This window comes from Pseudomonas sp. NFACC25, assembly GCF_900100935.1.
GTDB classification, from domain to species: domain Bacteria; phylum Pseudomonadota; class Gammaproteobacteria; order Pseudomonadales; family Pseudomonadaceae; genus Aquipseudomonas; species Aquipseudomonas marginalis.
In genome coordinates, this window is sequence record NZ_FMUC01000006.1 from 325,322 (window position 1) to 341,222 (window position 15,901).

The following is a 15,901-nucleotide window of genomic DNA, read 5'->3' on the forward strand; positions in this document are numbered from 1 at the left end:
TTCGACAGCGAGGTCTCAGCGGTTCAGTGGTGCCACAAAGCGACTGTCGGCGGCGCTGTAGATCCACGGCTCGTCCACATCCGAAACCTTGAAGCGCACTGTCTGCGAGCTGCTCGCCGGCTTGTCGGCCAGCAACGCCACCGACACCGGCACATCGACGATTTCCCCCGGTGCCAGGCTGATCTCGGTCTTGCCTTGCAGTTGGAAACCCTGCGCATCCAGCAGCTCCACCCGATATTCCTGGCGCTGCTGTGTCTTGTTGATGACCTTGAGGCTGTAGATGTTTTCGATCTGGCCCTGGGCGTTCTCGCGGAACATGCCACGGTCCTTGGTCACGTCCAGCGATACCATCGGCCGCTCCAGCAGTGCCACCACCAACGCCGCAATCATCACCAGCAGCACCGCACTGTAGCCGATCAGGCGCGGCCTGAGCAGGTGGGTCTTGCCGCCTTGCAGTTGATGCTCGGAGGTGTAGCTCACCAAGCCCCGCGCATAGCCCATCTTGTCCATGATCGAATCGCAGGCGTCGATGCACGCCGCACAGCCGATGCATTCCATTTGCAGGCCGTCGCGGATGTCGATGCCGGTGGGGCAGACCTGCACGCACAGCTGGCAGTCAATACAGTCGCCCAGGCCGACAGCGGCCGGCGTGACCTCGCGTTTACGCGGGCCGCGATGCTCGCCACGGGCGCTATCGTAGGAAATGGTCAGGGTGTCTTTATCGAACATCACGCTCTGGAACCGCGCATACGGACACATGTGCATGCACACCGCTTCACGCAGCCAGCCGGCGTTGATGTAGGTGGCTGCGGTAAAAAACAGCACCCAGAACAGACTCACGCCGCCCATTTGCCAGGTCAGCAGTTCGGCGGCCAGGGGGCGGATCGGCGTGAAGTAGCCGACAAAGGTCAGCCCGGTGAGCACGCTGATGCCCAGCCACAACGTGTGTTTGGCCGAGCGTCGCGCGAGTTTGTTCAGGCTCCAGGGCGCCGCTTGCAGCTTGATACGCTGGTTGCGCTCGCCCTCGGTGACCTTTTCGCACCACATGAACAGCCAGGTAAACGAGCTTTGCGGACAGGTGTAGCCACACCACACGCGGCCGGCGAACACCGTAATCGCAAACAGGCCGAAGGCACAGATGATCAGCAAAGCCGATAACAGGATGAAATCCTGGGGCCAGAAGGTGGCGCCGAAAATATGGAATTTGCTTTCGGCCAAGTCCCACAGCACGGCTTGCCGCCCACCCCAGTTCAGCCACACCGTGCCGAAGAACGCCAGGAACAGAAAGCCCGCGCCAACCACGCGCAAGGTGCGGAACAGGCCGGTGAAACTGCGGGTATGGATCAGGTTATCGCTGGATTTGGCCTTCACCTTCTTTGGGTGCATCGGCTCAAAGGTTTCCACGGTTGGGATTCGTTCGCTCATGGTCGTTCGCTCATCAGCCTCCATCAGGCCGATGAACTATGCGCGCCGGTCTGTTTGCGTAACAGACTCAGGTATGGCGATAAAAAGCGGATCAGATGGGCTCTGGCCAGGGGCCTGCGTCAATGTGCTGCACCCCATGGCGCGTGAGGTGCAGGCAAAACTGACGCGTGCTGATACAGATCAATTAAATCAGCGAACCAGGTTCTTCAGCCTTTACATGTTGGCGCCCATCATGGGCACCTGCCACCGTCAGGGCGTCGGCCTCGGCCTCGGTGATATAGATCCGCTCGGCCGCCAGTTCCACGTACGACATGGATTTGTCGGTGTCGGTAACGATATGGACGCGGGTCGCCGGCACGCTCTGTTCCTGGCCATTGTCATCGAGCATGAAGTAGCACAGTTGGTTTTCGATACGCAGGGGCATGCCGGTCTCCTTTTTCATGGGGTATGAAGGTTAGGGGGCAGCAAGGTGTGTGGGTTCAAGGCAACTGACTGGCGGTCGCCGCTGTCCATCCTTTATCCATAAATAAAGGACAGCATCCATGGACGCCTGGTGGCACGAAGTGTGGCAAACCCTGCAGGCCGAATTCGCCGACCTTGGCGACGCGAAACAGCTCACTCAAATCACTGTTCGCCTGCTGATCGCAGCGCTGTTGGGCGGCATCCTCGGGTTTGAGCGCGAGCACAAGGGCAAGGCTGCCGGTGTGCGCACCCATATGCTGGTGGCAATGGGCGCCGCATTGTTTGTGCTGGTACCGCAGATGTCTGGCAATCAGGCGGATGCCATGAGTCGTGTGGTCCAGGGGGTGATCGCGGGGATTGGTTTCCTCGGCGCAGGGACGATCCTCAAGGGCAAGGAAGACGAAGAGGGCCAGCACGTCAAAGGCCTGACCACCGCTGCCGGGTTATGGATGACCGCCGCCATTGGGGTGGCGGCGGGAATGGGCCGCGAGTCGACGGCGGTGTTGAGTACGCTGTTGGCATTGGCGGTGTTCAGCGTGATGCCCAGGATTGTCAAATCATTGGAAAAGGAGCCCTGATTAAAAGGAAATCTTCGCTACTTGAGTGGACGAATTACCCGCGTTGGGATTGGCGGTGTCAGGTCCCCGGGAGGCGTGACCAATGCCTGAGGGCGAACGTAGGGCGTCGAGGTTATTCTTCGTCAACAAGCCGCCGAGATCAGAGAAGGACTTGGCTGTTGAGTCAATGTTGGAAAACTTTTGCTGGAGGTTGTCCAGGGCGATGTCGTTTGCGAGGAGGGTGTTCAGCACACCATCGCTTCCATCGGCGTCAATTAATCTTGTCAAATTATTCAGGGCCTGCAGTTCCAATAGATTTATCTGGTGCTTTGTTACCGCGTTCTTGGCCGAGCTCAGGCTTGGGGCAAGTTGGTCTTTTCCGAGTTTATGCCCGATGGTTTCAAGGACTTGTGCGTTAGCTTGAGCGTTAGCGCCCTGCAACATTGAGCGGAGATTGGCTGGGCTCAATGTCGAACGGGTCAGATCAATAATTTCACGGGATTCCTTAGAGTGGGGGTTGCGCATGATCCGATTGAGGTTGGTGGGGGTCAGTAAGGCGTTAACGTCGTTCAGGCTGCTGTGCGCCTGTGTTGCGTCCAGTGAGGGTGCCAGGGGGGTGGATGCACTTGCCGGGTAAGACGACGCTTGTGGGGCGCGGTCTGGTTGAGGAAGTTGAGAAAGAGGCGAAGTGTGCTGGGGGGAGATGATTGACATAAGTATCCTCGCGATCAGATGAATTGTCGTAACGCTACGTCCCTGGATATCGGACGAAGCGTTTACGCGAGGTGAGTATAAAAACCAATGGAGTAACGTTCTTTCAGCCGTAGTTTCCAGATTGTGCAGGAAGCTTCTGTTTTGTTTGTGGTCCGCTCGCGGGGGGACAGCTTTTTTTGTCGAGCGAACCTCAAGCCTCATCGAGTCTTTCAGACAATTACCGGTGGCATGGTCGTCGGCGGTTCTTCCACGGGGGGCGGTTCATTTTCCGGCGGTTCCTTCTCGGGAATGGGTTGCGGTTCTGTAGGCGGCAGGGTCGGGTTGTCGATATTCGGGTCCGGGGTTTCAGCCGGGATCGGGATATTCATCGGTGTGGCCTCCTTTGTGCTTTGCTCTAGCGGTGGACATCCACCGGGGCCAATTGATTCCCCGCCCAATGGCGGAACATCCAGCTGAACTTTTAACCTTGGCCCAGGCTCGGACCTATAGCGGCCCTGCTCAGGGAGAGCGCTGCCGTATCGGAATTCGGATCAAGCAAAGAGCGTCCACAGGGCGTAAGGGGAAGATGCTCGATGACTGCTGAAACACTGGCTCCAGAAGACTCCATATTGCCGCTGTCCCAGGCGCTGTTGCTGCCCAGGATCGCGATTGAAAGCACTTCACCCGTGATCGACGGCGGCGAATTTGCCGTGAAGGCCGTGGTGGGCCAGCGGGTCAACGTCACCAGCAAGGTATTCGCCGATGGCCACGACAAGCTGGCCGTATTGATCCGTTGGCGCCCGCTGCATGACGAAAGCTGGCACAGCGTGGTCATGAACGACGTGGGCAACAATGGCTGGGAAGGGGCGTTTACCGTCACCGTCCAGGGCCCTCACGAATACTGCATCGAGGCCTGGATCGATACCTTCGCCAGCTTCTGCTATGAACTGCGCAAAAAACATGAAGCCGGCGTGCCGGTCAGCCTGGAGTTGCAGGAAGGCCGCAGCCTGGTGCTGCAGGCCGCGGAGCGCAGCGACAACGAACTACGCGACCGCCTGATGCTGTTGCACCACGAACTCTCCGGTTTGCTGGAAACCGAGCAGGTCGCGCTGTTTTTGCACGAAGACAGTGCACACCTGATGACCCAGGCCGACCACCGCGCCTACTTGAGCATCAGCACCGTCTACCCGATTGATGTGGAGCGCGAGGCGGCGCAGTTTGCCAGTTGGTACGAGCTGTTTCCCCGTTCGATCACCGACGATCCGGCCCGCCACGGTACCTTCAACGACGTGCACTCGCGCTTGTCGATGATCCATGACATGGGGTTCGACGTGCTGTACTTCCCGCCGATCCACCCGATCGGGCGCAGCCACCGCAAAGGCAAGAACAATTCCCTGACCGCAGGCCCCGACGATCCGGGCAGCCCCTATGCCATCGGCAGCGAGGAGGGCGGCCACGAGGCCATCCACCCGCAGTTGGGCAGCCGTGATGACTTCCGGCGCCTGGTCAAGGCCGCCGCCGAGCATGGCCTGGAGATCGCCCTGGATTTCGCCATCCAGTGCTCCCAGGACCACCCGTGGCTCAAAGAGCACCCGGGCTGGTTCAACTGGCGCCCGGACGGCACGATCAAATATGCCGAGAACCCGCCGAAGAAGTACCAGGACATCGTCAACGTCGACTTCTATGCCGCGGATGCGATCCCGGGCCTGTGGACCGAGCTGCGTGACATCGTGGTGGGCTGGGTGGAAGAGGGCGTGAAGACCTTTCGCGTCGACAATCCCCACACCAAGCCGCTGCCCTTTTGGCAGTGGCTGATCGCCGATGTACGGGCAAAGTATCCCGAGGTGATCTTCCTCGCCGAAGCCTTCACCACCCCGGCGATGATGGCGCGCCTGGGCAAGGTCGGTTACTCCCAGAGCTATACCTACTTCACTTGGCGCAATACCAAGGCCGAACTGGCCGAATACCTGGCGCAATTGAACGAGTCGCCGTGGCGCGAATGCTACCGGCCGAATTTTTTCGTCAACACACCGGATATCAATCCAGGTTTCCTGCATGAATCCGGGCGTCCGGGCTTTTTGATCCGCGCCGCGCTGGCCACCATGGGTTCGGGCCTGTGGGGCATGTATTCGGGGTTTGAGCTGTGTGAAGCGGCACCGGTGCCGGGCAAAGAGGAATACCTGGACTCGGAGAAATACGAGATTCGTCCTCGGGACTTCACCGCACCCGGCAATATCATCGCCGAGATCGCCCAGCTCAACCGCATCCGCCGCCAAAACCCGGCCTTGCAGACCCACCTGGGGCTGAAGCTCTACAACGCCTGGAACGACAATATCCTGTACTTCGGCAAGCGCAGCGAGGATGGCAGCAACTTCATTCTCGTAGCGGTCAACCTCGATCCGTTCAATGCCCAGGAGGCCCACTTCGAGTTGCCGTTGTGGGAATTGGGCCTGCCGGACGATGCGCACACCCAGGGTGAAGACCTGATGAACGGCCATCGCTGGACCTGGTATGGCAAGACCCAGTGGACGCGGCTGGAGCCGCAGATGCCGTTCGGGATCTGGCGCATCAGCACCTCTTGAGCCTGGTGAGGAGCAACATGTGGGAGGGGGGCAAGCCCCCTACCACATTGACCAGGTTCAGTCTGCACGATTTTTCGAGTATTTCAGGAGTTTCCAATGGCGAAGAAACCCAAGGCTGCCACCTTCATCAAAGACCCGCTCTGGTACAAGGACGCGGTGATCTACCAGGTTCACGTCAAATCCTATTTCGACTCCAACAACGACGGCATCGGTGACTTTCCCGGCCTGATCGCCAAGCTCGACTACATCGCCGACCTGGGTGTCAACACCATCTGGCTGCTGCCGTTCTACCCCTCGCCACGCCGCGATGACGGCTATGACATTGCCGAATACCGGGGCGTGCACAGCGACTACGGAACCATGGCCGATGCCCGGCGCTTTATCGCCGAAGCCCACAAGCGCGGGTTGCGGGTCATCACTGAGCTGGTGATCAACCACACCTCCGATCAGCACCCGTGGTTCCAGAGGGCACGCAAGGCCAAGCCGGGCTCGGCGGCGCGGGACTTCTACGTGTGGTCCGATGACGATCAGAAATACGACGGCACCCGCATCATTTTCCTCGACACCGAAAAGTCCAACTGGACCTGGGACCCGGTCGCCGGCCAGTACTTCTGGCACCGCTTCTATTCCCACCAGCCGGACCTCAATTTCGACAACCCGCAGGTGATGAAAGCCGTGCTGTCGGTGATGCGCTACTGGCTGGACATGGGCATCGACGGCCTGCGCCTGGACGCCATCCCCTACCTGATCGAGCGCGATGGCACCAACAACGAAAACCTGCCGGAAACCCACGACGTCCTCAAGCAGATCCGCGCCGAGATCGACGCCCATTACCCCGACCGCATGCTGCTCGCCGAGGCCAACCAGTGGCCGGAAGACACGCAGCTGTATTTCGGCGACCGCAAGGGCGATGACGGCGATGAATGCCACATGGCGTTCCACTTCCCGCTGATGCCGCGCATGTACATGGCGCTGGCCCAGGAGGATCGCTTCCCGATCACCGATATCCTGCGCCAGACCCCGGAGATCCCCGCCAATTGCCAATGGGCGATCTTCCTGCGCAACCACGATGAGCTGACCCTGGAAATGGTCACCGATAAAGAGCGCGACTACCTGTGGAACTACTACGCCGCTGACCGTCGCGCACGCATCAACCTGGGCATTCGCCGGCGCCTGGCGCCCCTGATGGAGCGCGACCGCCGCCGTGTGGAGTTGCTCAACAGCCTGCTGCTGTCGATGCCCGGCACCCCGACCCTGTATTACGGCGACGAAATCGGCATGGGCGACAATATCTACCTCGGCGACCGCGATGGCGTGCGCACGCCGATGCAATGGTCCATCGACCGCAACGGCGGTTTCTCCCGCGCCGACCCGGCCAGCCTGGTGCTGCCACCGATCATGGATCCGCAATATGGCTACCTGTCGGTCAACGTCGAAACCCAGGCCCAGGACCCGCACTCACTGTTGAACTGGACCCGCCGCATGCTGGCGGTGCGCAAGCAGTCCAAGGCGTTTGGGCGTGGCAGCCTGAAGATGCTCTCCCCAAGCAATCGCCGCATCCTGGCGTATACCCGCGAATTCACCGGCGAAGACGGGCGCACCGAGATCATCCTGTGTGTGGCCAACGTCTCGCGCAGCGCCCAGGCGGCCGAGCTGGACCTGTCGGCTTTTGCCGGCATGGTTCCGGTGGAGATGCTCGGCGGCAATGCGTTCCCGCCCATCGGCCAACTGAATTTCCTGCTGACCCTGGCGCCGTATGGCTTCTATTGGTTCGTGCTGGCGGCGGAAAACCAGATGCCCAGCTGGCACGTGGAGCCGGCGCAAAGCATGCCGGACTTCACCACCCTGGTGCTGAAAAAACGCATGGAAGAGCTGCTCGACGAACCGTGCCGCACCACCCTCGAACAGACCTCGCTGCCCGCCTGGCTGCCCAAGCGCCGTTGGTTTGCCGGCAAGGACACCGCCATCGACAGCGTACGCATCGCCTACGGTGTGCGCTTTGGCGACCCGCAGCACCCGGTCTTGCTCAGCGAGCTGGAAGTGACCGCCGGTGGCCAGGTCAGTCGGTATCAGCTGCCGTTCGGTTTTCTTGGCGAAGACCAGTTCACCAGCGCCTTGCCGCAACAGTTGGCCCTGGCCCGCGTCCGGCGAGTGCGTCAGGTCGGCCTGGTGACGGACGCCTTCAGCCTGGAGCACTTTATCCGCGCGGTGATCCAAGGTCTGCAGGCCGGTACCGTGTTGAACGGCAGCGACGGCGACCTGCGTTTTGAAGCCACGCCACACTTGGACACGCTGCAACTGACGGACGAGTCGCCGGTGCGTTACTTGTCTGCCGAGCAGTCCAACAGCTCGGTGGTGGTGGGCGAGAGCCTGGTGCTCAAGCTGATCCGCAAAGTCAGCGCCGGGGTGCACCCCGAGCTGGAAATGAGCGCCTACCTGACGCAGGCGGGTTATCCGAATATCTCGCCGCTGATGGGCTCGGTGATTCGCCATGATGGCGCCGGCCAGGACAACCTGCTGATGATCGCTCAGGGCTACTTGAGCAACCAGGGTGACGCATGGAGCTGGACCCAGAACAACCTGGAACGTGCCATTCGCGATGAACTGGCCGAGGCCATCTCCGAACAGGAACAGCATTACAACGCACTGGGCGAGCTGGCGGACTTCGCCGGGCTGCTCGGCCAGCGCCTGGGTGAAATGCACGGGGTGCTGGGGGCCAAAACGACCAATAAGGACTTCAAGCCCGAACCGACCAGCGCCAAGGATACCCAAGCCTGGGCCAAGGACGTTGGTGCGCAGATCGACCGTGCATTGCAATTGCTCAAGCTGCATCAAAGCCAATTGAACCCTGCCGATCAGGCGCTGGTCAGTGAATTGCTGGCGCAGAAAAAAGCCATCGGCGCGCATGTCCAGGCGCTGGCGAAAGCCACCTTGGGCGGGCTGCGCATTCGCGTCCACGGTGACTTGCACCTGGGCCAGGTGCTGGTGGTGAAGGGCGATGCCTACCTGATCGACTTTGAAGGCGAACCGGCGCGGCCGCTGCATGAACGGCGCGGCAAGCACAGCCCGTATAAAGATGTGAGCGGCGTGTTGCGCTCCTTTGACTACGCGGCGGCCATGGCCTTGAACGTACAAGGGGTGGATCACTCGCCCGCAGCGGACCAGGCGCGCAGGCGCGTGACCGATCGCTACCTGAAAGAGGCCCGCCAGGCATTTATCCAGGCTTATCAGGCCGCTGCGTCTACACTGGCGCATGACTGGCAGGATGCCAAGGGCCAGGACGCCGCGCTGACGTTGTTCAGCCTGGAGAAGGCCGCGTATGAGGTAGCGTACGAAGCGGAAAACCGCCCGACCTGGTTGCCGGTGCCCCTGCAGGGCTTGCACGGGTTGTTGAGCGGGATTACATCTAAATCGAACACTGCACGCGGTGGGGAGACGTCATGAGCTTTACGAGTAAAGAACCGCTGCAACCGAAGTTGACAGCCATGCCGGCGTCCAAGGACGTCGAAGCGCTGGTGCGCGCCGAGCACCACGACCCGTTTTCCATTCTCGGGCCACACGATGACGAGCAGGGCGGCCAATTTATCCGCGCGTTCCTGCCGGAAGCCTTGAGTGTCCAGGTGCTGAGCCGCGATGGCGGTGAACAGATCGGCAGCCTGGATGCGACCCAGGTGCCGGGCCTGTTCGTCGGGCAGTTCAACACCCGCCAGGCGTACTTGCTGAAAATCCAGTGGGCCGGTGGCGAGCAGATCACCGAAGACCCTTACAGCTTCCAGCAACTGTTGCTGGGGGAGATGGACCTGTACCTGTTCGCCGAAGGCAACCACCGTGACCTCAGCAGTTGCCTGGGGGCCCAGGTGACCAGCGTCGATGGCGTAGACGGCGTGCGTTTTGCCGTGTGGGCACCGAATGCGCGGCGGGTTTCGGTGGTGGGAGACTTCAATATCTGGGACGGCCGCCGCCACCCGATGCGCCTGCGGCATCCGTCGGGCGTGTGGGAGATCTTCATTCCACGCCTGCAACCTGGCGCCGCCTACAAGTACGAAATCCTCGGTGCCCACGGGATTCTGCCGCTCAAGGCCGACCCGATGGCGCTGGCGACCCAGTTGCCACCCGATACCGCCTCGAAAGTCGCCGCGCCGTTGCAGGTGGACTGGCAGGACCACGAGTGGATGCAAGCGCGGGTCGAGCGCCAGAAGGCCACGGCGCCGCTGTCGATCTACGAGCTGCATGTGGGCTCCTGGCAGTGCGAGCTGGACGAGGCCGGCGAAGTGGCGCGCCAATACACCTGGCGCGAGCTGGCCGAGCGGTTGGTGCCGTATGTGCAGCAACTGGGCTTCACCCATGTTGAATTGATGCCGATCATGGAACACCCGTTCGGCGGTTCGTGGGGTTACCAGGCGCTTTCACAGTTCGCACCGACGGCGCGTTTTGGCTCGCCGGAGGACTTCGCCTATTTTATCAACGCGCTCCATCAGGCCGATATCGGCGTGATCCTCGACTGGGTGCCGGCGCATTTCCCTACCGACACCCATGGCCTGGCGCAATTCGACGGCACTGCGTTGTATGAATACGCCAACCCGCTGGAAGGCTTCCACCAGGACTGGGACACGCTGATCTACAACCTGGGCCGCACTGAGGTCCACGGCTTCATGCTGGCCTCGGCGCTGCATTGGCTCAAACACTTCCACATTGACGGGCTGCGGGTGGATGCGGTGGCGTCGATGCTGTACCGCGACTATTCGCGCAAGGCCGGCGAATGGGTGCCCAACCGCCATGGCGGGCGCGAGAACCTGGAAGCCATCGACTTCCTGCGCCATTTGAACGACGTGGTTGCACTGGAAGCGCCCGGCGCCCTGGTGATCGCCGAAGAGTCCACCGCCTGGCCCGGCGTCAGCCAGCCCACCCAACAGGGCGGCCTGGGCTTCAACTACAAGTGGAACATGGGCTGGATGCACGATTCTTTGCATTACATCCAGCAGGATCCGGTCTATCGCGCCCATCACCATAACGAGTTGAGCTTCGGCCTGGTGTATGCGTGGTCCGAGCGCTTCATCCTGCCGATTTCCCACGATGAAGTGGTGCACGGCAAGCACTCGCTGATCGACAAGATGCCCGGCGACCGTTGGCAGAAGTTTGCCAACCTGCGCGCCTACCTGGCGTTCATGTGGATGCATCCGGGCAAGAAGCTGCTGTTCATGGGCTGCGAATTCGGCCAGTGGCGCGAGTGGAACCACGACCAGCAACTGGACTGGTACTTGCTGCAGTACGCCGAGCACAAAGGCGTGCAAAAGCTGGTGGGTGACTTGAATCGCCTGTATCGCGAAGAGCCGGCCCTGCACGAGCAGGATGATGCGCCTCAGGGTTTCCAGTGGCTGATCGGCGACGACGCGATCAACAGCGTCTACGCCTGGCTGCGCTGGAGCAAGGACGGCAAGCCGGTGCTGGTGGTGGCCAATTTCACCCCGGTGCCCCGTGAGGCCTACAAGGTGGGCGTACCGTTTGGTGGGCGTTGGAGCGAGGTGATCAACAGTGACGCCGATACCTACGCGGGTTCCAATTACGGCAATGGCGGTGGCGTGTTCACCGAGGATGAGCCACGCCATGGGCAACCGGTGTCACTGTCGTTGAACCTGCCGCCGTTGGGGGTGCTGATTTTGCGGCCTGACGGGAGTTAAAGGCTCTACCCTGCTGGATTCAGTTGTCCACGCTGGTGGCAGGGTGCCACAATGGCGCCTTTGTCATGGCAGTCGAATCAGGCGAATTTCATGAATGGCCTTGGGCATGGGCGGGACCAGGATTGCTTTATAGAGGCACAGGTGCGAACCGACCGTTTGCACCAGTTGTTTCGCCAGTCATTTGCAGCCATTTTCGGCAGCTACATGGCAGCCGCCATGCTCTGCTGGCTGTGCTGGGAGCGCTTCGATCACACGTTGATGCTGGTGTGGCTGGTGGTGTTGGGCGCGTCGTCGCTGCTGCGGGTCAAGATGTTCCTGGACTGGTTCCGCTGCCCCAACAGCGAACGCACCCCGGACCGCTGGGAGCGCCGCTACTGGGTCACGCTGGTACTGTCCGCGGGCATTTGGGGGGCTGGGGCACTCGCGCTGATGCCCCCCGATGATCGGTTGTCCCAGGCGCTGGTGATGCTGTTCACCGTGGGGATGTCGGTCAGTGCGGTGTCGTGTTATTCGGCCTATCGCTATATGACCCTGGTGTCCATCGGCCTGGTGTTGCTGCCGTGCACCCTGTGGCTGTTGTTCCAGCCCACATCGATGCAAGTGGGCATCGGCATCGCGGTCCTGGTGTTTTCCACGTTTGTGGCCAGTGCCACGCGCAAATTGTCCGATGCACTGGAGAAAGCCTTTCGCCTGACCCGGCAAATGGAACGGGCCCATAACATCTCGACCCGTGCCGCACAGACCGATGAGCTGACCGGCCTGATGAACCGCCGGGCGTTTTTCGAACATGCGCAATTGCTGTATGCGCAATGCCGTCATAACCAGCAGCCGCTGTGCGTGCTGATGATGGACATGGACCACTTCAAGCAAATCAACGACACCTATGGGCACCAGGCCGGCGATCAGGTCTTGCGCCAGATTGGCGGGGTGATCAGTGCGTCGTTCCGCAAGGCCGATGTGTATGGTCGCTTGGGCGGCGAAGAGTTTGCCGTGTTGTTGCCCAATACGTCGTTGGACACCGCGCGCACTATTGCCGAGGACCTGATCAAGGCTATCGCCGGTTTGGCCGCCGAGCCGGTCAAGGGGCTGTCAGCCAGCCTTGGGGTGGCGTTCACCCATGCCGTGGACGAGGACCTGCACGGCCTGATGAACAGCGCCGACAAAGCGCTGTACCGGGCCAAGGCATTGGGCCGCAACCAGGTGGCCGTGGCGGAGTAGGGCGCGGCTCAGTCCTTGTGCATGGCCTTGATCAATACCCGCGAAACCTGCTCGGCAGAGTAAGGCTTGGGCAGGAACTCGAAGCCGTCATAGCCATTGTCTGCCAGCTCTTCGCTGTAGCCCGAGGTCAGTATCACCGGCAGGTCCGCTCGACGCTGGCGCAACAGCTTGGCCATGGCGACCCCGGTGATACCGGGCATGACCACGTCGGAGAAGATCACATCGAAGGCCCTCCCATCGTGCCCGGCAAGGGTCAGGGCCTGTTCGGCATCGGTCACCCAGGTGGCCTGGTAGCCCAGGTCTTGAAGAATCTGGCTGGCAAACCGCCCGATCTCCAGATTGTCCTCCACAATCAGCACCCGGCACTGTGATGTGTCGTGGGACGAAGCCGGCGCTTCCTCGCAGGGGAGTGGCAGTGCTGCTTCGGCTTCGACCTGGGGCAGATACAAGGTGAATACGCTGCCTTGGCCGGGCGTGCTGGTCACATCGATATTGCCCCCCGACTGCTTGGCGAAGCCGAAGACCTGCGACAGGCCCAGGCCGGTGCCTTTACCCACCGCCTTGGTGGTGAAGAACGGCTCGAAAATGCGTTCGACGGTGTCTTCGGGAATGCCGGGGCCGGTATCGGCGAGCGAAATGGCGACATACGCCTTACCCGACCCGGCGTCGCCGCGAATATGGGGCAACGGCTGTGCCCCGAGGACTTTCAGGGTCAGGGTGCCCTGGCCCTCCATTGCGTCCCGTGCATTGAGGGCGATGTTGATCAGTGCGGTTTCAAACTGGCTGGCATCGATCCGCGCAAAACACGGCTGCGAAGGCATCTCGACACGTACATGAATGCGCGCGCCTGTGACGCTCTCCAGCATCTCGCCGATGTTCTGAACGCGCTGGCCCACGTCGAAGACTTCCGGGTTCAGCGGTTGGCGGCGGGCAAAGGCGAGCAATTGGCTGGTCAACTTGCTGGCCCGCTCTACGGTATCCGCCACTGCGCCCATATAGCGCTGGCGACGCTGCTCCGACAGGTCTGGCTGACGCAGGAAGTCCACCGATGAGCGGATGATCGTCAGCAGGTTGTTGAAGTCATGGGCCACGCCGCCGGTGAGTTGGCCGATGGCTTCGAGTTTCTGCGACTGGCGCAGCGCGGCTTCGGCCTTGGCCAGCGCCAGGGTGCGTTCTTCGACGCGCTGTTCGAGAGTGGTGTTCAGTTCGGCATAGGCCGCCAGGCCCTTGCGCACATCGGCATCGGCACGCACGCGCTCGATATGCGCCCAGGAGCGCTCGGTGACTTCCCGCAACAGGGCCAGGTCGTAGGGTGACCAGGGGCGTGGGCTTTTGTCATGGACGGCCATCAGGGCGGTCAGGCGACCGTTCTTGATCAGCGGCATGCAGATCGTCGCCGTCACCCCCAGGGCCTGGAAGGTGGCGGACTCTGCGGGCGGCAACTCGCGCAGATTGTCGTGGATCACCAGGGGGGCGCCGGCGCGCAGGCATTTGACGGCCATCTCGCCGAACGCCGCCAGGCTGTAGCGGCCAATGATGCTGGGCGAGCCGGGCGCGGTCCAATTGTCTCGAATGGTAAAGCCGTCTTCATCGGCGTCCATGTCGGCGTAGGCGCAATTGCTCACCTGCAGGTGCTCGGCCAGCAACCGGGTGGTGCTGGTCATGATGGCTTCGGCATCGACGGCGTTGACCACCGCGTTGCCGATGGCGTCCAGCACCGCCAGGCGGCGTGCCAGGAACACCGTGGAGGTGGTCTCGGTGACGGTGTCGAGCATGCCGACCACCTTGCCTTGGGGATCGCGGATCGGGCTGTAGCAGAAGGTGAAGTACGCCTGCTCCCGCCTCGGGCCGCGTTCAATCACCAGGGGGAAGTTTTCGATATAGGTGGCGTGGCCCTCGAAGGCGGCGTTGGCGATGTGGCTGACGTCATCCCACACCTCGGCCCACACTTCGTTGAACGGGCGCCCCAACGCGTAGGGCTTGCTGCCCAGGATCGGGATAAACGCATCGTTGTAGAGCGTGATCAGTTGCGGGCCCCAGACAATCGCCTGGGGAAAGCTGGAGGCGAAGCACAGCGCCACGGTGGTCTTTAACACGTCCGGCCACTGTTCCAGCGGTCCTAGGGGCGTACTGGCCCAATCATGCTGACGTACTTGCTCAGCCATGTCGCTGCTGCTTTGCAGCCAATTCATCATTGGGAGAACACCTTGTATTCCGGAATCTTCAACGCGCCCGCAAGGATGTGGCGTAAAGCTACAGACCTGTCTGGTCGCTGCCAGTTCAGCACGATTATCCGCTAGATGGCATTTTGATGCTGTATTCGTTTGAAAGAGCGAAGGGCCGGGGGGTGGGCGATTGCCCAACCCTTATTGCGTGCCGAATAAAGCGGTCCAGTAGATGCCCGCGTCACTCTTCGGGTCCATGGCATAGGCTGCGCCCAATTCGCGAAACTGCGGGTTCATCAGGTTGGCGCAATGACCCGGGCTGGCGAGCCAGCCGTCGACCACCTTGCGCGGGGTGTCCAGGCCGGCGGCGATGTTTTCGCCGATGTTTTTCGCGATATACCCGGCCAGTTCCGCGCGGTCGCCAGGCGTGCGGCCGTCGTGGTCCAGGTGGTCGAAGAAATTGCCGTTGGCCATGTTGCGCGTGTGGCTGTTGGCGGCCCCGGCCAACGCCTCGTTCCACGACAATGGCGTGGTCGCGGTAAACGCCTGGGTGCCGCATTGGCGCGGTTGCGTGCGGGCGGCATTGATCAGGTCGAGCAGCTTGCGGCCTTCGGTTTGCCAATCGCCCAGGCCGCTGGACAGCAACGGGCGGGCCAGCACGATGCGCCAGTCCTGGCCGCTGTTGCTCACGCCGATGTCGACGAATTGCGGGTCCAGCACCACCCGGCAGAAACTCTCGCGCACGGCTTTCATGGCTGCCTGGGCGTCCTTGGGCCCGGACAGGCTGATGGCCTGCACATTGACCATCGGGTACGCGGCCCGGGCCAGGGCCTGCTGCAGGTCGCCGACGTTATTGGCCGGCAGCACCAGCCGTGTATCGTTGGCCAACGGTGGCAGTTCCTGGGAACCCTGGTCGCCGCAGCGCTGCACCTGGCTGCGGTACTCGTTGATCTGTTGCACCAACTGACTTTCTTCATTCGCCATCGCGCTGGCGCAGAACACCGTACTGGCGGCCAGCGTCGTAAGACCCATCATCAATGACAGAACGCGCATGGACGTTACCCTTGAGCTTGAAAGTGCCCATGATGCGCGATGTAACCCCGTCTGGCGCAACGCCTTTT

Annotated in this window: 11 protein-coding genes; 5 read left to right on the top strand and 6 right to left on the bottom strand. The window is 61.5% G+C overall.

Going from position 1 to position 15,901, the window contains the following annotated elements; genetic code table 11:
- Nucleotides 1-15 precede the first annotated feature (15 nt).
- Both ccoG and BLQ09_RS16680 read right to left on the bottom strand, forming a co-directional pair.
- The gene (gene ccoG / locus BLQ09_RS16675) at nucleotides 16-1,425 is read right to left on the bottom strand and encodes a cytochrome c oxidase accessory protein CcoG (protein WP_092357859.1); all 1,410 of its coding nucleotides are present in this window, start codon (nucleotides 1,423-1,425) and stop codon (nucleotides 16-18) included.
- 184 nt (nucleotides 1,426-1,609) lie between these two features.
- Nucleotides 1,610-1,849 (bottom strand): DUF3203 family protein, encoded by a 240-nt coding sequence (locus BLQ09_RS16680; protein WP_027606388.1) that lies wholly within the window; start codon nucleotides 1,847-1,849, stop codon nucleotides 1,610-1,612.
- Nucleotides 1,850-1,967: 118 nt separating this feature from the next.
- Between BLQ09_RS16680 and BLQ09_RS16685 the strand changes: the two genes are divergently transcribed.
- Nucleotides 1,968-2,465: an MgtC/SapB family protein gene (locus BLQ09_RS16685; protein ID WP_027606387.1), complete on the top strand. Its 498-nt coding sequence runs from the start codon at nucleotides 1,968-1,970 to the stop codon at nucleotides 2,463-2,465.
- Here BLQ09_RS16685 and BLQ09_RS31080 read toward each other — a convergent pair whose 3' ends face one another.
- Both BLQ09_RS31080 and BLQ09_RS31310 read right to left on the bottom strand, forming a co-directional pair.
- The gene (locus BLQ09_RS31080) at nucleotides 2,466-3,158 is read right to left on the bottom strand and encodes a hypothetical protein (protein WP_133822140.1); all 693 of its coding nucleotides are present in this window, start codon (nucleotides 3,156-3,158) and stop codon (nucleotides 2,466-2,468) included. It lies immediately after the preceding gene.
- 209 nt (nucleotides 3,159-3,367) lie between these two features.
- The gene (locus tag BLQ09_RS31310; protein ID WP_166655319.1) at nucleotides 3,368-3,526 is read right to left on the bottom strand and encodes a hypothetical protein; all 159 of its coding nucleotides are present in this window, start codon (nucleotides 3,524-3,526) and stop codon (nucleotides 3,368-3,370) included.
- A gap of 204 nt (nucleotides 3,527-3,730) precedes the next feature.
- Here BLQ09_RS31310 and BLQ09_RS16695 point away from each other — a divergent pair, with 204 nt between their 5' ends.
- The 4 genes from BLQ09_RS16695 (at nucleotide 3,731) to BLQ09_RS16710 (ending at nucleotide 12,615) form a co-directional block, all read left to right on the top strand.
- The gene (locus tag BLQ09_RS16695) at nucleotides 3,731-5,719 is read left to right on the top strand and encodes an alpha-1,4-glucan--maltose-1-phosphate maltosyltransferase (protein ID WP_027606385.1); all 1,989 of its coding nucleotides are present in this window, start codon (nucleotides 3,731-3,733) and stop codon (nucleotides 5,717-5,719) included.
- Between the two features lie 96 nt (nucleotides 5,720-5,815).
- Nucleotides 5,816-9,163 carry a maltose alpha-D-glucosyltransferase gene (gene treS, locus BLQ09_RS16700; RefSeq protein ID WP_027606384.1) on the top strand — a complete coding sequence of 1,116 codons (3,348 nt, stop codon included), beginning with the start codon at nucleotides 5,816-5,818 and terminating at the stop codon, nucleotides 9,161-9,163.
- Nucleotides 9,160-11,397, top strand: coding sequence for a 1,4-alpha-glucan branching protein GlgB (glgB, locus tag BLQ09_RS16705; protein WP_092357861.1), 2,238 nt, complete (start codon nucleotides 9,160-9,162; stop codon nucleotides 11,395-11,397). The genes treS and glgB overlap by 4 nt, the downstream gene beginning before the upstream one ends.
- Before the next feature lie 51 nt (nucleotides 11,398-11,448).
- Complete coding sequence (locus tag BLQ09_RS16710; RefSeq protein ID WP_027606382.1) at nucleotides 11,449-12,615, top strand: GGDEF domain-containing protein; 1,167 nt, start codon at nucleotides 11,449-11,451, stop codon at nucleotides 12,613-12,615.
- An 8-nt stretch (nucleotides 12,616-12,623) separates the two neighbouring features.
- On the opposite strand, the gene BLQ09_RS16715 is transcribed toward BLQ09_RS16710, so the two are convergent.
- Both BLQ09_RS16715 and BLQ09_RS16720 read right to left on the bottom strand, forming a co-directional pair.
- Nucleotides 12,624-14,810 carry a hybrid sensor histidine kinase/response regulator gene (locus BLQ09_RS16715; RefSeq protein ID WP_092357863.1) on the bottom strand — a complete coding sequence of 729 codons (2,187 nt, stop codon included), beginning with the start codon at nucleotides 14,808-14,810 and terminating at the stop codon, nucleotides 12,624-12,626.
- A 171-nt stretch (nucleotides 14,811-14,981) separates the two neighbouring features.
- Nucleotides 14,982-15,833, bottom strand: a complete 852-nt coding sequence (locus BLQ09_RS16720) for a CAP domain-containing protein (RefSeq protein ID WP_027606380.1) — start codon at nucleotides 15,831-15,833, stop codon at nucleotides 14,982-14,984.
- Between the last annotated feature and the right edge of the window lie 68 nt (nucleotides 15,834-15,901).